This window comes from Leptolyngbya sp. KIOST-1, from assembly GCF_000763385.1.
Classification (GTDB): domain Bacteria; phylum Cyanobacteriota; class Cyanobacteriia; order Phormidesmidales; family Phormidesmidaceae; genus Nodosilinea.
The window spans coordinates 1,342,529-1,363,314 of the sequence record NZ_JQFA01000002.1; the positions used below are offsets into that span (position 1 = coordinate 1,342,529).

The following is a 20,786-nucleotide window of genomic DNA, read 5'->3' on the forward strand; positions in this document are numbered from 1 at the left end:
TCTATTCGCAGTTGATCATCCAGGGAATGCCAAACCTATCGACCACCATGCCAAACCGCTGCGCCCAGAAGGTTTTTTCCAGGGGCATTTGAATGGTGCCGCCCTCGGCCAGGGCTTGAAAAATGTGCTCAGCCTTATCCGGGTCCGAAATTTGCAGAGAAACGGAGAAACCTTTGGGCGCTTCGTACTGCCCAGGGGGGCAGTCAGACCCCATGATCGCCCAATCGCCCAGAGTCAGCTGGGTATGCATAATTTTGTCGGCAAATTCGGAGGGCACTTCGCCCTCGGCCGGGGAACCGGCAAAGGTCATCATGTCCCCCAGGTCTCCACCTAAAACCTGGTGGTAGAACCTGAAGGCGGCTTCGCACTGACCATCAAACATCAGGTAAGGATTAACTTGCATAACGGTCTCCTTGCTCCTTGAGTACATGGGTTACGTCGAACCAATGGGAGTGGCCCAGGGCCAGCTTCATCATCGTGGTGCCATAGCCTTTGCCCAACTCAGTGGGTTCGCCAATCCAGATGTCGATCGCCCGCAAATGGGCAGGTACTTCGCCCCAGTAGTGGCTGTCTTCCTGGGCAGGGTCAATAATTTGAAGGAAACCAATGGGACGCCCCTTCAACTCCGCAATGAACTGTTCGCGCCAGGCCGGGGTGCGACCTAGCTCCACCTCCCAGCCCCAGTCGTCGTTGGGGTCGGCAGCGTTCACATGAGGTTGTTCATCCCAGTGGCGCAGGAGGCCGACATCGGCCAGGATGGCGGGCCGCAGGGCAAGGTCGCTTGACTCAGGCATGGTTGTCACCGGCTGTCTCAACATCAGCTGACCGTGCAACCAATTTAGTTCTTTTGTACTATTTTGTCGGCAAACGAAATAAATCTTTAAAGGGCTATTTAAAGGCGCTATTTCAGGCGATCGCGAAGTCGCCCCAAACCTCTGCTGTAGGCCCTGCCAGCGCTCAGCGACAGGGCCGTGGCTGGATTTTCTGCTCTCGCCCCCTAGTCGAGCTGCAGCGGGGCAACAGCCGGACTGGGGAGGGACACATCGGGGGCGGTCGCTGGGGGAAGATACCCCGCAACGGCGATCGTAAAGCCCAGCACGCCGCCCAACAGCAGCATCCAGCCGTGGGATGGGTCGAGGGTAAACAGCAGGTGGCGATCGCGATCGTACACATGGACCGCCCAGCCTTCCTGAGGGGTGGGGTGAAGTTTGGGCATGGCGACAGGATCGGTAAGGGACAGGTTGGTGAGCTCCGGTTCAGGGCCCGGACCCGCAGGCAAGGGTCCGGGGTTCACGGTCAGGTTCAGAAGGGAGGTTACGCCCCCAGGGCAGGAACTCCGTCCGTCAGCAGTTCGCCCCGCTCTACGGTGGCGTAAATCAGGGTGCGATCGCCCAGGGGCATGCTCTCCAAAACCGTGCACTGCAAACAGGCCAGGGCGTCGTCCAGGCGGGCACAGCCGTTTTCGGCCAGGCTAAAGGGCAGGTGATCAAAGGCAGCGGTGGTAAACCGCTGGGTCGAGAAGTGGCGACGCACCGATCGCCCCTCCTGAAGAATATTGAGCCCAAAGGGCGTGCCGGGGCTGAGGGGGCCGAAACTCCCCTGGGGCAGCGCCAGCATCAGCCCGGGGGGATGGAAGCTAGCCTGGGTAACCGAGGCCGTCAGCACGCCCCTGGGGCGGCCCTGGCCAGGGATGGTGACGACGCAGAGAGCGCCAACAATGTGGCCCTGGGCCTGCTGGGTGCGATCGCCCTGGGCCTCCCCCAGGGTCGGTTTGCGGGCCTGGCGCTGCTGGCGCTTGCGCAACCGCTGGACAAACTGAGCGGCGGCGCTGTGGCAGGCCTCGATGGCATCAGCATCGGGGCTAAAGCGCACCCGCAGCGGCTCAAACCCAAAGGTAAAGTTAGCGTCCCGCAGCTTCTGGACCAGCCAGTCGATCGCCTCACCACTCCAGCCGTAGGAGCCAAACACCCCCACCGGCTTCGTTTTGGGCAGGGTTTCCAGCACCAGCCCCAGGGCCGTCTGCATCTGCACGGGGGCATGCCCTCCCAGGGTGGGCGATCCCAAAATTACACCGTCGCAGCGGGCCAGGCTGTCGATCAGGGCGGCGGGATCGCTCTGCTCACAGTTGACTAGCTCCACCGCCACTCCGGCGTCGGTCAGCCCCTGGGCGATCGCCGCCGCCAGCTCAGCCGTGCTGCCGTAGGCCGAGGCATAGAGCAGGGCCACCCGCGGCGACTGGCCCCCCTGCTGCTGGCACCACTGGCGGTAGTCCTGCATGATCCGGCTGAGGCTGTAGCGCACCAGGGGGCCGTGGCCGGGAGCAATGGTTTTCAGGGCCAGGGGCTGAAACTGCTCCAGGGCGGTGGCCACCTGCCGGGTCTGGGAGCGGTGCAGACAGTCGAAGTAGTGGCTGCGATCGGCCTCTAGCTGCCGCCACTGCTCATCCCACAGGGCATCGGCGCAGAGATGGGCGCCAAATAGCTTGTCGCTATAGAGCACCTGGTCGGCGGCGTCGTAGGTGCATAGTCCGTCGGGCCAGCGCGGGGTAGGTACCGCCAGAAACCGCAGCCGGTGTTCCTGCCCCAAGTCCAGATCATCCCCCGATCGCACGGGATGGAGAGTGAGCTGGCCCAGATCTGTGCCCTGCAGCCAGCGGGCGGCGGGCCGCGAGCAGAGGATCTGGGCCTGGGGGGCGAGGGCCTGCAGCCGCCGCAGGGTGGCCAGTCGGTTGGCATTGATATGGCCCAGCACGATGTAGTCGAGCGCGCTGAGGTCGATGTGCTGCTGGAGCGCGGCCAGGAAAATTGCCGTGAACGATTCCCCCGGCGGGTCGATCAGGGCGCTGCGATCGCCCCGGATCAGGTAGGCGTTGGCGGTGGTGCCGCGCTGGCGGCTGTACTCGACCTCGAACTTGAGCCGGTCCCAGGTGCGCGATCGCAGCACCCAGGCGCCAGCACCCAGCTCGGCCACCTGCACATCGCGGGGCCGCGCCGCCGTGGGGAGAGAAACGGGAGTCGTCGGAGAAGAAGATGTCATAGGTATAAACCGCTATTGGGGTACTTGAACTGGCCGCACTTATCGTCAATCGTCCATTTCCGCTGGGGCGGTGGTCAGCGGCGGTAAGTCCTGGGCAAAGCGGAGCCGGTGGCGGCGGGACACCGCCTGTTCGGGATCGATGCCGTCGAAGGTGGGTGGAATCCAGGCCCGGATTACCAGCAACGCCCCCAGCACCAGCAAAAAGAGACAGCTGGCCACCACCTGCACCCAGGGGGTTTCCAGTACGCCCCGGACAATGATTTCCCGCAATACAGACACAATCGAGACCTCCACCGCCACCCCAATCGAAACCCGGTGTTCCTGAAGGTAGATAATCAACAGCCGAAACAATTCCACCAAAATCAGTAGAAACAGAATATCGGCGGTGACCTCGGGAAAATTCAGCGGCGGCAGCAGCGAGAGGAACATCTCCCGCAGCTGCATCACCATGAAACTAAACAGCCCCATACAGAGGGAAATCACGATCAAATCCTGAACGGCTTCGAGCAGGCGGACCACCAAATTGCTGTTGAGCCAGCGGGAGGAGGTACCAGAGAGAGTTTTCATCGGGAGGGCCTCAATAAATAACAATCGAGTAAAAACCGTTGATGGTGGTTTGGCGTCAAATTCGTATGGCAAAGTCCCAATTTCAAACCGGAACCTGGTGTAGGGGCAAATGGTGTTTGCCCATTCCGACGGGGGTTAGCCAGGGGGAACTTAGTTGGGAAAGCCCTATTTTCCGTAGCGTAAGTAACTGGTTTGTGGGGGCATTACATTGCGATGTCCCGTACTGCAATGCCCCTGGCATATCCCGGTTTAGGGGTGGGCAATGCCCACCCTACAGTTGCTTAAATTTGTAGGATGGGTGGGGCGATCGCAGAACGCAACAAGGCTGGCTGCTGTTGGGTTTCACTGCGTTCCACCCAACCTACGAAAGCCCTAACTTTAGTGTTGACGTTGCACTCGCTCAGCATCCGGGGTTCTGTACCGTCGCTTTAGTAGTGGCTGCTGCTGTTGCGGTGGTGCACCGCCGTCAGGCCCTGGGGCTTGGCCACCCGGCCCGTGCCAACCGTGGCGCAGACAATCCAGTGGTCGTGGGCCTCCAGGCGATGGGTAACGGTGCATTCCAGGTAGGCCAGGGCTTCGGCCAGAATGGGCGAGCCATTGGTGGCGGGGCAGGTGGCCACGCCCGCAAAGCGATCGCCCCCCGGTGGAAACCGTTTCAAAAAGTGTTTGATCAACCGCTGGCCCCGCCCCTCCTCCAGCACGTTGAGCACAAAGGTATCGCCCCAGTGCAGCAGCGATTCGATCGCCCGATCCTTTGCCACCGCCAGGGCCAGTCCCGGCGGTTGGGTGCCGGTCTGCACCACCCAGGAGGCCAGCATGGCACCGCTGACGTCCCCCCGCTGAGTGGTCAAAACGTAGAGCCCGGTGCTGAGCCGCCCCAGGGCCTGATCCAGACCAGCCTCCGGGCCGACGGCGGGGCGATGGCGGTGTCCTGGGGTCGCCCTGCGCTCAATTTCCTGGCCCAGGTCGGTGCCTGCCTCCTCGCACAGCTTATCGATGGCCGCCGTGGGCACCCCCTTGACGACAATGGGGGCGAAGGCGAGGCTGAGGCCCAGATCTCGACAGCGGTTGCGGAGGGGAAAGATCGGTTCATCCTGACCACCGCCGGTTTCAAACAGGCCAATGGACTGACCGGGGTGGGCCGCGGCCAGCAGAGTGCTCAGCAGGGGCGCCAGATCCGGACGGTCCTGGGACGGCATGCCCACCACCAAACCAGCGGCGCTGGTGACCAACTCGCGCACGGTGGCGATATCGGTTTCGAGCCAGTCCACCAGTTCCACTGCCAGACCCGTTTTGAGCACCCCCTGGGCGATCGCCTGCCCCAGACGATCACTGTGGCCATAGTCCCCGGCGTAGAACAGGGCGACAAAGGGGGTGGTTTCGGCCTGGGCCTCGCTCCAGGTGCGGTAGCGATCGCGCCACTGCGCCAGATGGTGCTGCAGCAGCGGTCCGTGACCGGTGGCCACCTGGGCAATGGTCAGGGGCTCAATCCGGCGCAGCGCTGCCAAGACCGAGCGGGCGTTGGGAGCCATCAGACAGGTGTAGTAGAGCTGAAAGTCGGCCTCCAGCAGGGCGGGCTGCTCGTCGTAGAGGCTGTCGTCGCAGTAGTGCATGCCCAACACATCGCAGGTGTAGAGTACCTGGGTGCCGCTGTCGTAGGTGAAGATGGTGTCGGGCCAGTGCAGATTGGGGGCACTGACAAAGGCCAGGTCGTGACCACCGCCCAGATCGAGGCGATCGCCGCTCTTCACCACCTGGGCCGCAAAGGGCCGGTGGATCTGACTCTGCAAAAACTGAATCGCCACCTTGGAGCCCACCACCGTAATCCGGGGAGCCAGGGCCAGCAGATCCGCCACCAGACCGCTGTGGTCGGGCTCAGTGTGGTTGACGATCAGGTAGTCGATCGTGCTCAGGTCCACCGCCTGCCGCAGGGCGGCCAGGTACAGGTCGCGAAATTTGGCGTGGACTGTATCGACCAGGGCCGTCCGCTCGCCGCGAATTATGAACGAGTTGTAGGTGGTGCCGTTTTGCAACTCAAACTCAATGTCAAAGCGATCGCGATCCCAGTCGAGACAGCGCAGCACCGTGGAATCGGCAGCAAAGGCCGCGACCTGAACACTCAAACGACCCGCTGGCAAACAATCCTGGCGCAAATCTGTGAGGGCAACCATGGGTTATCTCTATCCTCGTTGAAGTCAGGGCTTGGACTACTCAATGGTTGCTCATCCAGCAAGATTTGTAAAATGTCAATCCCAAAAGCCAATGATTATAAATTTGTATAGCTACGCTTAAATAGTATTTGTCGAGTAAATATATTGAGTTATCTCAAGGGTTCTGGAGCTGGCATTAGTTAGACCTCGAAACGCTCAAGCACCAAGGGTCGCAGCCCCAGCCTGTGTTTTGGTCAGCGGGGCCAGGCCGATGGAGACAAGTTTGGGTCAAAATTGATGACCTGCCCCAGCATTTAAGATCAGAGGCTGTTAATGCTGGGGCCACGGCGGTGATTGATCACCTCCTTTAGGCATCTAAGCATCGGTCCGGTAAAGCACCCCAGCCCTGGCTGAAGATGGGGGACTGAAGCGGCTGGGGTGCCTTTAAGTTTTGAATCATCGCCGGGCCTTGAAGGGGCGATCGCCCTACAATCATAAGTAATCCTACTCAAGGCGATCGCTACAGCCTGCGTTCAGGAGGGTGCCATGCCCCAACCCCTGGCGACCAAACCCGTTTCCCTGGCAGACCTCTGGGAGCCGCCCACTGTTCCTGCACCGGAGACCTTTGACCCGACTACCCTCACGTCTCTTCCCCCCCTGGCCCGCCGCTACCTGGGCTGGGCCATTGCCCCGGCTACGCCCCTGGCCTCGGCGGTGCGGTTGCACATGCACGGCACCCTCAAGCTGGGTGACCAGTGGCACCGCTTTACCGGCGAAGAGGTAATCCGCTGGCAGCGGGGCATGATCTGGCGGGCCACCACCTGGATGCAGGGGCTGCCGATCGTCGGGAGCGATCGCCTGGTGGATGGCGAGGGCGCCATGCGCTGGAAACTGCTGGGGCTGCTGCCGGTGGTGCAGGCCAGGGGCGAGGATGTGGCGCGATCGGGGGCAGGCCGCATCCAGGGGGAAGCGGTGTGGCTACCCTCGGTACTCTGCGACCCAGCGATTCACTGGACAGCCCTGAATGATTTCCAGCTTCAGGCGGAGTTCACCGCCTTTGACGAACCCGCCCACCTCACCCTCACTCTGGACGAGCGGGGGGCCATTCAGCAGGTATCCCTGCGGCGCTGGGGTAACCCCGATGGGAAAGGCTACCGCTACGACACCTTTAGCGTGATTGCCGCAGCAACCGGCAGCTTCGACGGCTACACCATTCCTACCCAAATTCGAGCCGGGTGGTTTTTCGGCAGCGATTCCCCCCAGGGGACGCTTTGCGATCGCTTTGAGCCCGAGGGCGAATTTTTTCGCTGCACCATCGACCGTGCCTGCTACCGCTAACCAGCCTTCTCCCTAGCCGAGGCATTCCTATGGACCATACCCGCCTCCTCAAAGACTTGGTGCCCTACGGCGCCCTGGCCGCCTCCAGCCACAACACCCAGTGTTGGCAGTTTCGGGTGAATGACCAGAGCATCACCATCCTGCCCGACCTTTCGCGTCGCTGCCCGGTGGTTGATCCTGACGATCACCACCTCTACGTGTCCCTGGGCTGCGCAGCGGAGAATATCTTGCACGCTGCCAGAGCCAACGGTTTGGTGGGACAGGTGCAGTTTGATAGCGCTGGGGCAGGAGCCATACACCTGACCTTTGCCCCCTGCGAACCAGAGTCCACTCCATTGTTTGAGGCCATTCCCCACCGCCAGTGCAGCCGCACCGAGTACGACGGCCAGCCCCTCACCCCAGAGGAATTGCAGCTGCTGACGGCGGCGGGTACGGGGGAGGGAGTGAGGGTGGTGATGCTAAGCGGTTCGGCAGAGCTGAAGCTGGTAGAGGATTTCGTAGTGCTGGGCAACACCGCCCAGCTCAAAAACCCTGCCTTTGTGCAAGAGCTGACGGCCTGGATTCGCTTCAACAAAACGGAGGCCGAGCGCAGGGGGGATGGCCTGTACAGTGCCGCATCGGGGAATCCGTCGCTGCCCCGCTGGTTGGGGCAGTTGGTGTTACCCCTGGTGCTACAGCCCCGATCGGAGAATGACAAGTGTGTCCGCCAGCTGCGCAGCTCGGCGGGGGTGGCGGTATTTGTATCTGCACCCAGCGACCCGGCCCACTGGGTGGAGGTGGGCCGCGCCTACGAGCGCTTTGCCCTGCAAGCGACGGCGCTGGGCGTTCGCAATGCGTTCTTGAATCAGCCGGTGGAGGAAGCGGCCCTGCGGCCAGAGTTTGCCAAAGCGCTGGGGCTAGGTGCGGAACGACCCGACCTGGTGGTGCGGTTTGGGCGGGGGCCAGCGATGCCGCGATCGCCCCGACGCCCCCTGGAAGCGGTGCTGGTATAAACACGCCTAGCCCAGGGTTTACCCGGCAGCATCAAATTGCCAGTTCCCCCCGAGGCATTGGTCGGGCCAAAATTACAGCCCACCGGTCAAGCTCTTGCCCGACAGCGACCTGGCGACATTGATACCATAGTTGACTACGACCCAATCCACCGACTTCCATGGGCTCAACACCGCCGTACCAACCCTTTCTCCTGCGCTGTTTGCACGGCTTGACGGGACTATTTTTGATCGCCGCCATCCTGACCGCATTCTGGACCTACAACACCTACGATGGCCGCTGGGGAACGGTGCCACTGCCCAACTTCCCGGCGATTGAGGGCATCCACGGCACCTTTGGCCTGTGGACCCTGCTGATCTTTCCGGTCTTTGTGGTCTACGCCTGCCGTCCTGGCCAACGGCGCTTGGTGCAGGCCAACTCCCTGGCACAGCTCGCCCAGCCGGGGCAGCCCCTCTGGTGGTACACGCTGCATCGGGGCGCCAACACCCTGGCCCTGTTTGCCCTGGCCTTTGCCCTCTTCAGCGGCAAGATGATGGACGAAACCTGGCTCCCCCAGGGCGAACTGACCCACAGCTGGTACTACGCCCATCTGGTGTCCTGGGGGGTAATGGTGGCGGCGATCGCCCTTCACCTGCTGCTCAGCGTCAGGGTGGGCGGCCCGCCCCTGCTGCTGTCCATAGTGCAGTGGCGCTACCGGCCCCAGGACAGCCCGACCCGCTGGCCCCAGCAGGCCCGCGATTGGTGGCAGCGCCACTGGCCCCGGCCCTGGCTGGGCTGGTGGCAGTCGCGCTCCGCTCTGATCGGTTTGGAGGTGACGCTTTTGGGCACCATCCTGGCGGCCTGGCTGATTTCCATGCTCAAGGGTTAACGCAGGGCAGTTTATACTGAATCCGCCTTAGTAAGCCCCGATTCATCGTCAGAAATCCTGTAGGGGCGTAACATGCTACGCCCCTACAAGGCGGGTGTTTTCCAATAGGATTCGGTATTAGAAGGCCGTCGAGGACAAGGCCATGATTGAAACCAAAAACGCGAGACTGCGGTTGTTTGGAGTGCTGTGGCTGGCGGGTATGGCCGGGGTGATGTCCCTGCTGCTGCTGCCGCTCCCCTCGCTCCCCGAGGGGGCACCCCCCGCCACCCTGGTTCGGCTGCTGATGCTGGTGCAGCCCACGATTCTCCTGTCGATCGCGGTGCTGATTGGGGTGCGCCTAGCTCCTTCAGTGGCGCTGGCCGCACCGGCAGCAGAGGCCCTGGTGTCGGGGCGATCGCTGCCCCAGGCCCTGCGTCCCCAAATCCTCCCCGGCGTGGTGGGTGGGGTCGTCAGCGGGGGACTGCTAGCCGCCATTGCCCTGCTGGCCCGCCCGCTGCTGCCCGCCGCCTACGGGGAGGCTGCGCCGCCGCCGCCGCTGGTGCGATTTCTCTACGGCGGCATTACCGAAGAACTGATCATCCGCTGGGGAGTAATGACGCTGCTGGTGTGGCTGGGCTGGCGCTTTGGGCAGCGGCGGCAGGGTAGCCCCCAGGGGCAGTGGGTGGCGATCGCCGTTGGGCTCTCTGCTCTACTGTTTGCCGCCGCCCACCTGCCCTACGCGATCGCCCTGGGCCTGCCCCTCACCTCCACCCTGGTGGGTTTTCTGCTGGTCCAAAACTCGCTCTTTGCGCTGGTGGCGGGGTGGCTCTTCTGGCGCTACGGCCTAGAAGCTGCAATGATCGCCCACCTGGTGGTTCATGGGGTGCTGTTGCTCCTGTCCTAAGCCCCATACAAAAGTTTCCATGGGTAGACCTGCAACGGTTCACCCCATTACCGCTGCCGAGATTCCAACCCCCTTTGAGGTGAGACAATGCATGCCTTTGCGCCCCTTGAAACCCCACGGCTGCACCTTCGCCCCCTGGCCCAGGCCGATGTGGACTTTGTCTTTCGCCACTTTTCTGACCCGGCGGTGAACCGCTACCTGCTGGATCAAGCGCCCCTTGCCAGCCGGGAAGAGGCCCAGGGCATTGTGGATTTCTTTGTGCAGCCCACCGACGACACCTACACCCGCTGGGTGCTGGTCAGCAAAGCCGACGGCCAACCCATCGGCACCTGCGGCTTCCACAAGTGGGACCAGCGCAACCGCCGCGCCGAGATCGGCTACGACCTCGCCCCAACGGCCTGGGGGCAGGGATATATGGGTGAAGCCCTGAAAACGATGCTCAGCTATGGATTTACAGACATGGTCTTAAATCGGGTGGAAGCCCTGGTGTATCCCGAAAACACGGCCTCGGTAAAGCTGCTGGAAAAGCTCAACTTCCAGCGGGAAGGCATCCTGCGAGACTATTTTTACCACGAAGGCCACTTCTACGATCACTGGCTACTGTCGTTGCTGAAATCTCAAGGAGATTAACAGGTCAAACGCAAAGGCTGAGAGGGCTGAACCGCAGGCTCCCCAAACGCAGGGGCATCGCAGGTCTCAACCGTCAGCGTGGGCGCAGGGTATTGCTGGGGCGAAGAGGCCGGTGCCGAGGGGCCGGGTCGTACCGCCCCCAGAACGGCGATCGCCACCAGGGCCAGAGCAATTTGCAGGGCGTAGCACCCCCGCACCAGGGCATGGGGTGGAACTGAAGCATGAGAGGTCATTGTCATCACTCCTAGTGAATTTGAGCAGCCAGAGTTTTAGATACCTGCTGGCTAGTATGCAAGGTTGAAAAATGGACTGAGGCGGCCTTAGTAGCGGTGCCCTTGTAGTAGATCTGGCCCAGGAACCCCATCGCGTCATCGCCAAAGCGCTCCAGGGCCACGTGGTCAAAGTGGGCCTCCACCAGCTGCTGAATGTTGCGGTTTTGGTGGCAGCCGTCGGCCAGGGCTTTGTTCAGGGGGGTGAGGCGATGCTGCCAGCGCTGAACACCGGGGCGATCGCTGAGGCCATGCTCCAAAAACACAAACTTGCCCCCCGGCTTCAGCACCCGGTAGATCTCCGCCAGCGCCTCGTGGATGCGGGCGATGCTGCACAGGGTGTAGGTGCTGGCCACGTAGTCAAAGCTGGCCTCGGCCATGGGCAGGCACTCGCCGTTGAGCACCCAGTTTTCGACGGTGAGGGGCGAGGCGGAGAGGCGGCGCTGGGCGATCGCATTCAACCCCGGATTCACATCGACGGTGGTGAGCCGGGTCACCGACTCGGGGTAGTAGGGCAGGTTGGTGCCGCTGCCAAAGCCGATCTCCAGGACCTCCCCCGAAACCCCCGCCAGCACCGCCTGACGATGGGGCACAAAGGCGGGGTTGGCCATGCTGCGATCCATGAACCACGGCATCAACACATTGGAATAGAAACCCATGACGGTTATCTCCTTTAAATTAGTGATACTGACTAGCTAGTAGGTTTAGCAATCTGGGAATGGTCTGCCTGAGGAACAAGTGATCTGTTCTTTAATGTGCCTACTGGCCAGTATGTTAACCATAAAATTTGGTCTTGGCAAGCCCTTGCACCAAAAAGTTGCCCTGGATGCACCTCGCTCAGAGCGTAGGGGGGGAGGGGACAACCATTCGGGGTAGAGGCACGAAAGGGCTTGAGCGGTCTTTGGCAAACAATTTCTGGCTGACCCACCCCATCCCCTCCCAAGAGGGGATGGTAAGCCTGCTTTTGCAGAAAATTTTCTTATATGGTCATAGTCACCATTGCAGCCGCCTGTCCAGTTCGATACCCCCCTTGCTGGGCCTCGGGGTTAACCACCCCCACAAGTTGTTGAGCGAAGAATAATCCGGAAGGGTGATTGCTGGGCAACTTAAGGGGAGGAAGCCGTACCTGAGGACGTCGGGAAAGGCTGTCCTCTGTTGGGTATTACCAAATATTGATTTTCTCAGCTCGTAAGCATGTCTTTTTCCCTTGAGTCATCAACCCTGGATTTATGTGACGAGATTAGCCGACTGTTGTGCGCCCTGCTGGTTACAGCACAACGGCAAAACCCGAACCTTCTGACAGAAGCCTGCCGACGCTGGTTAGAGACTGCTTCTCCAGAGATGCAGCTAGCCAAAATCAACGCGCTGCTTCAACATCAAACTGATGCCCCGCGCTTGCTCAAGGCTGTTGATCATATTCTAGAAAAACTCTTTATTCCTACTTTTCGGCAGTCTAAGGCTCATGGCCAGTTTCTAGAGCGAGTGAGAGGGATAGTTGAAGCACGCTTCAGCCAGAGGGTTGACGCTGATTCTGGAGAGAGAGACAGCAGAAATTTTATCAAATCTGAACCCTCAGGCCTTTTACTGGTGGATGCTGAAAACATTAACCTGACGGAAGATCTGGAAAACTACTTGCAAACGTTAGGCCAGCATCCGATTCGCCACCGACTAGCCTTTGGCAATTGGCGCAGGCTGGGTGGGCGCGATAAAGAATTTCATCGACGCGGATATCAGATGGTGCATGTTCCCTCTGGCAAGAACAGTGCCGACATTAAAATGTCTTTAGACGCCTCTGTAATATCTTTGTGGAATCCATCTATTCGTGAAGTCTTTATTTGCTCTACAGATACTGACTTGCAGCACTTAAGCCACACGCTTCTAAACTTAGGCGTTCTGCCCTATCGGGTCAGCCAGCACCACAATAGTTTTTCTATTTTTGATGTTGCTCACCAGAAAACTCAGGTTGTTCACTTGCCCCAGGAAGCACCCCAGGCTCCCGACACAGCCCTAACGCCAGAAACCTCCGTTGCAGAGACCAGTAACCATGAAGATGAGGGTGTACCCAAGCCTGAGGCGGTAAAAGCCCCTACGCTTGCGCAAATGAGGAGTTGGCTGAAAATCCTGATTATGCAGGAGCAGCAAGCGAACCCTGATCAGCCCATCACCATTGGCCACCTGGGCAAGCTTTTTCGCGATCGCAACCAAATTTCAGTTAATCAAGCGCTTAAAGCCAATTCTGACTACAAAACTTTGACGCAGTTTCTCACAGCCCATCCAGGTTTTGAGCTGTTGCCCTTGCCAGATGGTGTACAGACGGAAGTTAGGTTGATAACCGTTGCCCCAGAGCAGGGTTCTACTACTCTTGGCAATTCGCAGAATGCCCAGCGTGCGACTGCCCAAAAGATTACCGATGCTCAATCCCTCGAGCAGGCTCTGGTCAAGCTACTTTGGAGTTTGTCTTCCGGGCAGTCGAGCAGCCAGATCAGTCTTCCTGTGATTGGTACTCAGTTTGCTAAGGTGCATGGAGAACCCCTCAGCAAGGTGCTCAAGCGGATTGGAGAGCCAAAAGGCTTACCCAAGTTTTTTGCCAAATGCAGTTCTCTTCGCATTCAAAAACAGGGGAAAAATTGGCAGGTAGCAGTGGTTTGTGTAGGTTAGAAGCCCTGAGAAAATAATTTCATCTCTCCTTGCAGTCCTTTTGATCAAATTTGAACTCCTGCCACAGTAGATCACTGTAGGGTGCATTAGCGAAGCAATGCACCAATAGAAAAGACAGTAGCAATTACTCAATTGGTTTGAGCCCCTGCCAAAGCAGTTGAGTAATTGCCTCCGCCTCGGCGGTCAGATCGACGGTCTCCGGGTCGATGATGTAGTTCAAAATCAGGCCATTCACCAGGGCGCTCCAGTAAGTTTCCAGCATTTGGGCATCGACGCTGGCGTTGAGCCAGCCCTGATCCTGGAGCTGGCGCAGGATCGTAATCAACCCAGTAAGTTCGCCCTGGTAGTCCATGTCTTGAAACACCTGCTGCACATCGGCCTGGCGGCTCTGGATGTAGAACTCCATGGCCAGGCGGCACCAGTCGGGGTGGGCCTGGGCGTACTCCAGTTGTTGAGTCACCAGGGTTTTGATCGCCGCCGCTGGTCCCAGTTGGGCAAACAACTGCTGCACCTGCTCGGGGGTAACGTGCAGGGGGCTTTCCCGGTGCTGGCGCAGCAGGGCAATAAACAGGTCGATTTTGCTGGCAAAGTGCCAGTAGACGGCTCCCTTGGTCAGGCCCGCATCGGCGGCGATCGCATCCAGGGTCGCCCCCGCATAGCCCTGCTGGGCAAACACTCGCTGGGCCGAGGCCAGAATGCGGCTGCGGGTGTCGAGGGGCTGATCGACCTGGGGGCTTTCCTGGGCCAGAAAAGCCTGGAGCTGCTGCTTATTGCCCAGGTAGCGCCGCACCGTGGGCCAGCTCACCCCCGCCGCCTGGGCCACCGCCGTCAGGCTAATGTCTTGGGGGGGCTGGGTTTGGGCGAGCTGGCGGGCAGCGGCCAGAATGCGATCGCGGGTGGACATGGACAAAATACCGTTGAGTATTCATAGTATGTACCAGTTGGAGGGCTCGTCTAAAATCAGCAGATCAATGGCGGCAATGCTGATCATGGCCAGGGCCAGCCGGGCCAGTTCGCCCCGCCCAGGACAAAAGCAGGCTGACCCGCCGCCCGATCGACAAAAACAGCGGTGGCCGAGTGGCCGATGCAGGTGTTGGTAGGGCAGCGCCCTAACCTGGCCGAGGGATGGTATAAGAAAAGCGAGGGTGATGGAGCTCACCCTAACCGCTGAGTGCTGAACACCGACGCTGATGGCTCCTACTGGTCTAGCTGGTGGCTAGGGGGTGGGGGTTTTGTTGTTTTTTGCCCTGCTCTCTGGTGCTGGTGTTGGTTCACCCAAGGAGAGCGGAAGTTATGTTAGCCAGTGCCCTGTGGATTTTGCTGATGGGCTTTTTTGCAGGTCAGCTGGCCCGCCGGTTGGGGGCACCGCCGCTGATTGGCATGATTTTGATCGGCATTGCCCTTGGCCCTCAGTTGGGTAACCGGCTGGGCCCCGAGGTACTGGGGGCGGCGGACGACCTGCGGCTGGTGGCGGTGATGATTATCTTGATGAAGGCGGGGCTGGGGCTGGACCGCGAGAAGCTGGCCCAGCAGGGCACGGTGGCCCTGCGGCTGGGGTTTTTGCCGGCTGCGATGGAGGCGGTGGTGGTGGCGATCGCCGCCATGGTCCTCTTCGATTTTGACGTTCTCACCGGGCTGCTGCTGGGCTGCGTGGTGGGGGCAGAGTCTCCGGCGGTGATTGTGCCGGGCATGCTGCGGCTGAAGAGTCTGGGCTGGGGGGTGGCCAAGGGTATCCCCGACGCGATTTTGACCGGCAGTGCCCTGTCGGATGTGCTGCTGCTGCTGGTGTTTGCGCTGCTGCTCAACGGTTTGGTGCAGGGCGGGGCCGAGACCGTGGTGCTGCCGGGGGGGATCACCCTGTCGCCGCTGCAACTGCTGCCGGTTCAGGTGGTACTGGAGGTGGGGCTGGGGTTGGGGTTGGGGCTGGGGGCCGCCCGGCTGCTGGTGTTGGTGCTGGTGCAGCAAAACTGGACCCGTACTGCGGCGCAAGACTTGATCATCACCGCCTGTGTGGCCCTTTTTCTGGTGATTTTTACCCAGGTATTTCCCTACTACTCCGGCTATCTGGCGGTGATGGCGATGGGGTTCTTTCTGATTGAACTCGATGCGCCCCTGGCACGGGTGCTCCGCAGCGGCTTTGACGGGCTGTGGACGGTGGCAGAAATCGTGCTGTTTGTGCTGCTGGGGGCCACCCTTCAGCTGGAGGTTTTGGGTGATGTGCTACTGCCGGGGCTACTGCTGCTGACGGTAGGCCTGGTGGTGGGCCGGGGCCTGGGCTGGTACCTGGCAACGGCGGGCAGCAACTGGACCTGGAAAGAAAAAGTCTTTTTGCTGCCGGGAAATATGGCCAAGGCCACGGTGCAGGCGGCGATCGGGGCCCTGCCCCTGGCGGCGGGCATCGAGGGTGGGGAGGTGATTCTGGCGATCGCGGCCCTCTCCATTCTGACGACCGCCCCCATCGGAGCCTGGGCCACCCAGGCCTTTGCCCCCAAGCTGCTGGAGCGGGGGGAGGTCGATCCGACCAAGGTGGGAGTAGTGGGGCGACCCGTCTTTCTGGCGGCGGTGGATGCCTCACCGCTATCTACGCCCGTGCTGCTGAAGGCAGCTGACCTGGCCCGACGCAGCAGTGGGGAGGTGATTGTGCTCTATGTCGATAACGAAGGCGATCGCGATGACAGCGTTGCTTTGCAGCAAAACGCCCAGAAGCTCCTGGCCGACATTCGCTTTGAGTGGATAACCGCCTCCGGGGCCGTCCCCGAAGTGATTGTACGCACGGCGGAGGCACGACAGGTGACGGATGTGGTGATTGGCAAGCGGGGGCATCTTCCCTGGGAGGAGGTACTGCTGGGCTCGGTGTCTCAGGCTGTACTCGAGATGAGCCCGATTCCGGTGATTACCGTAGACACCCCACCCGCCCAGGGAGGAAAGGCTTGATCCCCAAAAAATCCACTGATCCAGCCCACAGAATTGGATAATTGATTCATTGGGCCATGCAGATCAAGTCAGTGGCTAATTCTTCATCGAGGGTGAGTTTTATGCAGACTCAATCTTCCCGTCCCAAGGTTGTAATTATGGGAGCAGCCAGGCGCGACTTTCACAATTTCAATCTGGTCTATCGCGACAACCCTCAGCAGGAGGTTGTGGCCTTTACAGCCGCCCAAATATCAGGAATTGCAGGACGGCGCTATCCCCCCTCCCTAGCGGGGCCGCTCTACCCCACCGGTATTCCTATTGTTGAGGAAAGTGAGTTGGAGCAGCTTTGTGATGCCCACAACGTTGACGAGGTGGTCTTTGCCTACAGCGATATTCCCCATGCCCAGGTGATGCATCTGGCATCGAGGGCTTTAGCGACAGGGGCCAACTTTGTACTGTTGGGACCAAGGCAAACGATGCTCAAGGCAAAGGTTCCAGTCATTGCGGTGTCTGCCGTGCGTACTGGATGCGGCAAGTCCCAAACTACCCGATGGATTGCCAAGCAATTGCGCCAAAAGGGCTTGAAAGTAGCGGTGATTCGCCATCCTATGCCCTACGGCGATCTCGAAAAGCAAGCCGTACAGCAGTTTGTTACCCTGGCCGACCTCCAGGCCGCTCAATGTACGGTCGAAGAGCGGGAAGAGTATGAACCCCACATTGCCATGGGAAATGCAGTCTTTGCAGGGGTAGACTACGCTCGAATTGTAGAACTTGCGGAAAAAGCAGCAGACATCATTGTGTGGGACGGCGGGAATAATGATTTTCCTTTCCTTCGTCCTGATTTGCATTTAGTTCTGGTTGATCCCTTAAGGGCAGGGCACGAGACAAGCCACCACCCCGGCGAAGCCGTGTTGCGGATGGCTGACATCGTAGTGGTCGCCAAAGTGGATGCCGCTTCAGCGACTGACATTCAACAAGTCGAAGCTATGGCTAAAAAGGTTAATCCCAAAGCCAAAACTGTTCGGGCCAAATCGCCTATTCAGCTGGAGAACCTGGAGGCGATTGGCAATCCTCTCAATCTGGCTGGACTAGATGTACTGGTCATTGAGGATGGCCCTACCACAACCCACGGCGGCATGGCCTATGGTGCGGGCTGCGTAGCGGCAACAAAAGCTCACGCCGGACATCTAGTAGATCCTCGTCCCTATGCAGCCCCCCAAATCGCTGAGGTCTATGCTCAGTACCCTCACATCGAGTCAGTTCTGCCGGCAATGGGGTACTCTACTGGTCAACTTGCGGCCCTACAGCACACTATCAATGCCACCCCAGCCGATGTAGTGGTCTCAGCTACTCCCATTGACCTAACAGCCCTGATTGAAGTGAACAAGCCCATTCTCCGGGCCCGCTACGAGTTTGCGGAGGACACAACGACTCCTTTGAGTGACGATCTACATAGCTTCTTAGCCAACCTTTCCCTGGCAACCAGAACTCAGGCTCAGGCGTGTAACTTTTGGATATAGCGATGGCTATGAACCGCGCCAGAACCAGCAAAGCAAAGGTAGGGCCATACACCGCCACCTAGCCGTCTGAGGGGGGTGTTATGCGCTGGGGGATGGCAGCGATCGCTGGCTACGCCCCCTACATGCCTAAGTCTTGCAGGGCAAAACGGATCTGCTCCAACCGCCGCCTATTCACCCCCAAGTCAGATTCTCCTAAGCGGGCTGCAGCTCGAATATGGATGACTGGCTCATCCTCCGGCAAATAGAACTCCGTATCGTCCACAAACCCCATTATGCGGCTGGTGGATTTTACGCGGATGTAGTCCTCTTGCTGCGCCACAATTTCAGTACGAGGCACAACTCCCAGCACTTTAATCAGCAGATTCCGAGCGTCCTCTCGACTACCTGTATAGGCAATCGCCGCAATTGCATGATCTGGGTCAGCTCCCTGGCTGACAACACAGTTAGGCGTTGCAGGGCAGGCAGATAGCTTGCCCTCCTGTACACCGAGATCTGGTACCTGGCCTGCGAATAGCTCAGATAGACCCGGAATCGCCCCTAGGAACTGAGAGGTCGGCGCTGCGATCGCGGACGCCGACCCAATGGGGACAGCCCATAGGGCGATCGCTAGAAGGGAGGCAATGATTGAAGCCATGGGAATTCTTTGACGACGTACAACCTCACCATAGGTCAATCAGGGGCAGAGGGGGCAGCCACGATAGTTTTGACAGGGTCAAATCCTACGTCAAAGGTCAGACTTCGCCATTTCCATAAACCTGAGGCAACTGATACCAGGGCAAATGAGGATTTAGATGATGCTCTCGGTGGTACCCAAAATGGTAGCAAGTGATAAATGACCAGAAAGCTGGCAAATTAATGCTTCTAGTGGGGGGGCCACATGACGAGCCGCTGTCGGCTTGCCGATGGGGAAGGAAGATGCCAAAAGTGAATAACTGCAACGAGCTAAGCACTATGGGTAAAATCCAAAACAGAATTACGTTCATCAGGGGAATCTGACAAAGCAAAAAACCGCAGAAGACGATTGCAAATCCAGCCAACGACACCCAAATTTGCCTGCCTGACTGGTAGGTTTTCATAAATTTGACATACCAGGACCAGAACCCGCTCCTTCCTGGATCACAGTAGTCGGGGTCATACTCAGTAGCGGGAAATCGATGGTGAAATCGGTGGTGCTTAGCCAGGAGTCGATAGGGCAATAGCGCATACAACCATGAGGTTACATAGCCAAAGGCGTCATTAACCCCAGGCAAGCTAGAAATATTTCTGTGAATGGCCTCATGGGCAACAATGAACAAACCAGTGTGCAAAAAGGTTCTGATCAGAATTGCCCAGAGCCAGAACACCAAAGGAATTTGGGCATCAAAGAAGGCAAAGGTAGCCACCAGACTGACAAGCCACATCAAGCCAATCAAGCCAGCACAGCATAGACTCCACTGAGAGTAACTAAAGCTTTTGAAGTGAGGTGCGGGCAAAAGACCGAACATATCTAATCAGACTTCCAATGGGAGGGACTTTAAACCTGGTGTCAGCGGAGCAAATGCCTGTGCGTGACATCTCCTCAACTATTGGCAACAGTGTCGTATTAAGTAATGTAACGTCCTGGCGCGGACTTGGCATAAACTTCTATCTTTCGTGGTATCAGGCTCAGAAACTATTCCTTTCCGGCACGCCGACATCAACCGTTCAGACGTTCCTGCAACCCTTTGACTGGCTTAGTAAGCTGTCAGGTGTGTATCGGTCAGAGAACAAACCCATGGTGCAATTAGAACAACGGCCCGTTGCCCTGGTTACGGGTGGGGCGCAGGGCATTGGCCTTGGCATCGCTGAGCATCTGCTTACCATCGGCTGGCGGGTCGCCATAGCCGACTTGAATGAAGCCACTGGCCATGCCGCCCAAGAGAAACTGGCCAAATTCCAAGATGCTTTGATCTTTGTGCGCTGTGATGTCTCCCAGGAGAGCGAGGTAGCGCACTATGTACAGGCCGCCATGGAGCAGTTCGGCCAGGTCCACAGCCTGATCAACAATGCTGGCATTGCCAACCCCTACAGCGGCCCGGTGGAGGAACTGTCGCTGGCCGACTGGAATCGCTGGATCGGCACCAACCTGACGGGATGCTTCCTGATGGCCAAGCATGCCGTACCCCACCTGCGGCCTACCAGGGGCGCGATCGTCAACATTTCCTCTGTCCGAGCATTTCAGTCTGAGCCACACTCTGAAGCCTATGGAGCCTCCAAAGGCGGTGTGGTGGGGCTCACCCATGCCCTGGCCGTGAGCTTAGGCCCAGCTATCCGCGTCAACTGCATTAGCCCCGGATGGATTGACACCAGCGCCTACAAGCATCCTCCTCAACAGACGAACCTAAACCCCATAGACCACGAACAGCATCCGGTTGGACGAGTCGGCAAGGTCCAGGACATTGCCGAGATGGTTGCCTTCCTCCTTTCAGACCGGGCAGGCTTTATTACCGGGCAAACATTTACGGTAGATGGCGGGATGAGCCGCAGAATGATCTATGAAGAATAGGGGGCACACCCCCCAAAGGAAGCCGCAGCGTCCAGAGATTCTGCCCAAGTTCACCCCCATTCTGCGAGACGCAGGCTGGTTGAAAACACTTGGGGCAGGGCTTTCCAGAAGCCTAACAACTCCACCCCTGGGGGCCAGATGGCGCCTGGGCTAGCCTCTGGTCTTTGAGCCCCAGCAGTAGGGCTTTCGGCGTCCCTAAATGGCAACAGAAAGCAAGGTGATCAATTAGGCAATATCCAGCATGCAGAGCCACTCATAGCCGTGAAAAAGAATGGTAAGACGAAAGTCTTAGAGTATTCCATCTAAATAAACGTCCCCTTTGAGGTCGCAAACTCGGCCCGCTGGACCTGTTGGCGTAAAACCCTGGATCAGTATTTAGCTGGAACACTCTTACCTTGGTTCCTCTGGAGAGAAGGCTAACGGCAGTTTGCAAAGTTTTG

21 protein-coding genes and 1 riboswitch are annotated in these 20,786 nt (G+C 59.1%); of the genes, 9 read left to right on the forward strand and 12 right to left on the reverse strand.

Annotated elements, in window-relative coordinates:
* Position 1 precedes the first annotated feature (1 nt).
* The 6 genes from NF78_RS05920 to NF78_RS05945 form a co-directional block, all read right to left on the reverse strand.
* Complete coding sequence (locus tag NF78_RS05920; RefSeq protein WP_035985295.1) at positions 2-403, reverse strand: VOC family protein; 402 nt, start codon at positions 401-403, stop codon at positions 2-4.
* Positions 393-794 carry a GNAT family N-acetyltransferase gene (locus tag NF78_RS05925; RefSeq protein ID WP_081972521.1) on the reverse strand — a complete coding sequence of 134 codons (402 nt, stop codon included), beginning with the start codon at positions 792-794 and terminating at the stop codon, positions 393-395. Before NF78_RS05925 ends, NF78_RS05920 begins: the two co-directional genes overlap by 11 nt.
* Positions 795-997: 203 nt before the next feature.
* A complete protein-coding gene (locus NF78_RS05930; RefSeq protein ID WP_072016130.1) occupies positions 998-1,216 on the reverse strand; it encodes a hypothetical protein in 219 nt (72 codons plus the stop codon).
* A 98-nt stretch (positions 1,217-1,314) separates the two neighbouring features.
* The gene (locus NF78_RS05935) at positions 1,315-3,036 is read right to left on the reverse strand and encodes a flavin reductase (RefSeq protein ID WP_035985298.1); all 1,722 of its coding nucleotides are present in this window, start codon (positions 3,034-3,036) and stop codon (positions 1,315-1,317) included.
* Between the two features lie 45 nt (positions 3,037-3,081).
* Positions 3,082-3,603, reverse strand: a complete 522-nt coding sequence (locus tag NF78_RS05940; RefSeq protein ID WP_035985300.1) for a phosphate-starvation-inducible PsiE family protein — start codon at positions 3,601-3,603, stop codon at positions 3,082-3,084.
* A 428-nt stretch (positions 3,604-4,031) separates the two neighbouring features.
* Positions 4,032-5,774, reverse strand: a complete 1,743-nt coding sequence (locus NF78_RS05945; RefSeq protein WP_035985302.1) for a diflavin flavoprotein — start codon at positions 5,772-5,774, stop codon at positions 4,032-4,034.
* A 525-nt stretch (positions 5,775-6,299) separates the two neighbouring features.
* On the opposite strand from NF78_RS05945, the gene NF78_RS05950 reads away from it, so the two are divergent.
* From NF78_RS05950 to NF78_RS05970, 5 genes are all read left to right on the forward strand, one after another.
* Complete coding sequence (locus NF78_RS05950; protein ID WP_035985304.1) at positions 6,300-7,091, forward strand: DUF6920 family protein; 792 nt, start codon at positions 6,300-6,302, stop codon at positions 7,089-7,091.
* 29 nt (positions 7,092-7,120) lie between these two features.
* Positions 7,121-8,083 (forward strand): Acg family FMN-binding oxidoreductase, encoded by a 963-nt coding sequence (locus NF78_RS05955; protein ID WP_035985305.1) that lies wholly within the window; start codon positions 7,121-7,123, stop codon positions 8,081-8,083.
* Positions 8,084-8,241: 158 nt separating this feature from the next.
* Positions 8,242-8,949: a cytochrome b/b6 domain-containing protein gene (locus tag NF78_RS05960; protein WP_035985306.1), complete on the forward strand. Its 708-nt coding sequence runs from the start codon at positions 8,242-8,244 to the stop codon at positions 8,947-8,949.
* Positions 8,950-9,091: 142 nt separating this feature from the next.
* Complete coding sequence (locus tag NF78_RS05965; RefSeq protein ID WP_035985307.1) at positions 9,092-9,832, forward strand: CPBP family intramembrane glutamic endopeptidase; 741 nt, start codon at positions 9,092-9,094, stop codon at positions 9,830-9,832.
* 87 nt (positions 9,833-9,919) lie between these two features.
* Complete coding sequence (locus NF78_RS05970; protein ID WP_035985308.1) at positions 9,920-10,462, forward strand: GNAT family N-acetyltransferase; 543 nt, start codon at positions 9,920-9,922, stop codon at positions 10,460-10,462.
* Here NF78_RS05970 and NF78_RS30905 read toward each other — a convergent pair.
* The gene (locus NF78_RS30905; protein WP_156119672.1) at positions 10,459-10,695 is read right to left on the reverse strand and encodes a hypothetical protein; all 237 of its coding nucleotides are present in this window, start codon (positions 10,693-10,695) and stop codon (positions 10,459-10,461) included. The genes NF78_RS05970 and NF78_RS30905 overlap by 4 nt on opposite strands.
* 11 nt (positions 10,696-10,706) lie before the next feature.
* Positions 10,707-11,390, reverse strand: coding sequence for a class I SAM-dependent methyltransferase (locus tag NF78_RS05975; protein ID WP_052049871.1), 684 nt, complete (start codon positions 11,388-11,390; stop codon positions 10,707-10,709).
* A gap of 535 nt (positions 11,391-11,925) precedes the next feature.
* On the opposite strand from NF78_RS05975, the gene NF78_RS05985 reads away from it, so the two are divergent.
* On the forward strand, positions 11,926-13,389 hold the full coding sequence (locus tag NF78_RS05985) for an NYN domain-containing protein (protein WP_156119673.1): 1,464 nt from the start codon (positions 11,926-11,928) through the stop codon (positions 13,387-13,389).
* A 124-nt stretch (positions 13,390-13,513) separates the two neighbouring features.
* On the opposite strand, the gene NF78_RS05990 is transcribed toward NF78_RS05985, so the two are convergent.
* Positions 13,514-14,293 carry a TetR family transcriptional regulator gene (locus NF78_RS05990; RefSeq protein WP_035985311.1) on the reverse strand — a complete coding sequence of 260 codons (780 nt, stop codon included), beginning with the start codon at positions 14,291-14,293 and terminating at the stop codon, positions 13,514-13,516.
* A gap of 21 nt (positions 14,294-14,314) precedes the next feature.
* Positions 14,315-14,548 carry a hypothetical protein gene (locus NF78_RS32885; protein ID WP_035985312.1) on the reverse strand — a complete coding sequence of 78 codons (234 nt, stop codon included), beginning with the start codon at positions 14,546-14,548 and terminating at the stop codon, positions 14,315-14,317.
* Positions 14,525-14,596: riboswitch (Fluoride riboswitch) on the forward strand. (Overlaps the previous gene by 24 nt.)
* Before the next feature lie 86 nt (positions 14,597-14,682).
* On the opposite strand from NF78_RS32885, the gene NF78_RS06000 reads away from it, so the two are divergent.
* Both NF78_RS06000 and NF78_RS06005 read left to right on the forward strand, forming a co-directional pair.
* Positions 14,683-16,323, forward strand: a complete 1,641-nt coding sequence (locus NF78_RS06000; RefSeq protein ID WP_035985313.1) for a cation:proton antiporter — start codon at positions 14,683-14,685, stop codon at positions 16,321-16,323.
* A 56-nt stretch (positions 16,324-16,379) separates the two neighbouring features.
* Entirely contained in the window at positions 16,380-17,822 is a 1,443-nt protein-coding gene (locus tag NF78_RS06005) for a cyclic 2,3-diphosphoglycerate synthase (RefSeq protein WP_197064771.1), read from the forward strand.
* A gap of 118 nt (positions 17,823-17,940) precedes the next feature.
* On the opposite strand, the gene NF78_RS06010 is transcribed toward NF78_RS06005, so the two are convergent.
* Entirely contained in the window at positions 17,941-18,456 is a 516-nt protein-coding gene (locus NF78_RS06010) for a DUF1499 domain-containing protein (protein ID WP_156119674.1), read from the reverse strand.
* A gap of 97 nt (positions 18,457-18,553) precedes the next feature.
* A complete protein-coding gene (locus tag NF78_RS06015; protein WP_081972522.1) occupies positions 18,554-19,306 on the reverse strand; it encodes a fatty acid desaturase in 753 nt (250 codons plus the stop codon).
* A gap of 59 nt (positions 19,307-19,365) precedes the next feature.
* Here NF78_RS06015 and NF78_RS06020 point away from each other — a divergent pair, with 59 nt between their 5' ends.
* A complete protein-coding gene (locus NF78_RS06020; RefSeq protein WP_263970555.1) occupies positions 19,366-20,346 on the forward strand; it encodes an SDR family oxidoreductase in 981 nt (326 codons plus the stop codon).
* Positions 20,347-20,786: the final 440 nt, after the last annotated feature.

Excerpts from the sequence above, each read along its gene's own strand:
- NF78_RS30905 (WP_156119672.1), bottom strand. The coding sequence starts at position 10,695 with ATGACCTCTCATGCTTCAGTTCCACCCCATGCCCTGGTGCGGGGGTGC.
- NF78_RS05945 (WP_035985302.1), bottom strand. The coding sequence starts at position 5,774 with ATGGTTGCCCTCACAGATTTGCGCCAGGATTGTTTGCCAGCGGGTCGT.
- NF78_RS05970 (WP_035985308.1), top strand. The coding sequence starts at position 9,920 with ATGCATGCCTTTGCGCCCCTTGAAACCCCACGGCTGCACCTTCGCCCC.
- NF78_RS05935 (WP_035985298.1), bottom strand. The coding sequence starts at position 3,036 with ATGACATCTTCTTCTCCGACGACTCCCGTTTCTCTCCCCACGGCGGCG.
- NF78_RS06000 (WP_035985313.1), top strand. The coding sequence starts at position 14,683 with ATGTTAGCCAGTGCCCTGTGGATTTTGCTGATGGGCTTTTTTGCAGGT.
- NF78_RS06015 (WP_081972522.1), bottom strand. The coding sequence starts at position 19,306 with ATGTTCGGTCTTTTGCCCGCACCTCACTTCAAAAGCTTTAGTTACTCT.
- NF78_RS05955 (WP_035985305.1), top strand. The coding sequence starts at position 7,121 with ATGGACCATACCCGCCTCCTCAAAGACTTGGTGCCCTACGGCGCCCTG.
- NF78_RS05965 (WP_035985307.1), top strand. The coding sequence starts at position 9,092 with ATGATTGAAACCAAAAACGCGAGACTGCGGTTGTTTGGAGTGCTGTGG.
- NF78_RS06010 (WP_156119674.1), bottom strand. The coding sequence starts at position 18,456 with ATGGCTTCAATCATTGCCTCCCTTCTAGCGATCGCCCTATGGGCTGTC.
- NF78_RS05920 (WP_035985295.1), bottom strand. The coding sequence starts at position 403 with ATGCAAGTTAATCCTTACCTGATGTTTGATGGTCAGTGCGAAGCCGCC.
- NF78_RS05990 (WP_035985311.1), bottom strand. The coding sequence starts at position 14,293 with ATGTCCACCCGCGATCGCATTCTGGCCGCTGCCCGCCAGCTCGCCCAA.
- NF78_RS05925 (WP_081972521.1), bottom strand. The coding sequence starts at position 794 with ATGCCTGAGTCAAGCGACCTTGCCCTGCGGCCCGCCATCCTGGCCGAT.
- NF78_RS05950 (WP_035985304.1), top strand. The coding sequence starts at position 6,300 with ATGCCCCAACCCCTGGCGACCAAACCCGTTTCCCTGGCAGACCTCTGG.
- NF78_RS05930 (WP_072016130.1), bottom strand. The coding sequence starts at position 1,216 with ATGCCCAAACTTCACCCCACCCCTCAGGAAGGCTGGGCGGTCCATGTG.
- NF78_RS05940 (WP_035985300.1), bottom strand. The coding sequence starts at position 3,603 with ATGAAAACTCTCTCTGGTACCTCCTCCCGCTGGCTCAACAGCAATTTG.
- NF78_RS05960 (WP_035985306.1), top strand. The coding sequence starts at position 8,242 with ATGGGCTCAACACCGCCGTACCAACCCTTTCTCCTGCGCTGTTTGCAC.
- NF78_RS05985 (WP_156119673.1), top strand. The coding sequence starts at position 11,926 with ATGTCTTTTTCCCTTGAGTCATCAACCCTGGATTTATGTGACGAGATT.
- NF78_RS06005 (WP_197064771.1), top strand. The coding sequence starts at position 16,380 with ATGCAGATCAAGTCAGTGGCTAATTCTTCATCGAGGGTGAGTTTTATG.
- NF78_RS05975 (WP_052049871.1), bottom strand. The coding sequence starts at position 11,390 with ATGGGTTTCTATTCCAATGTGTTGATGCCGTGGTTCATGGATCGCAGC.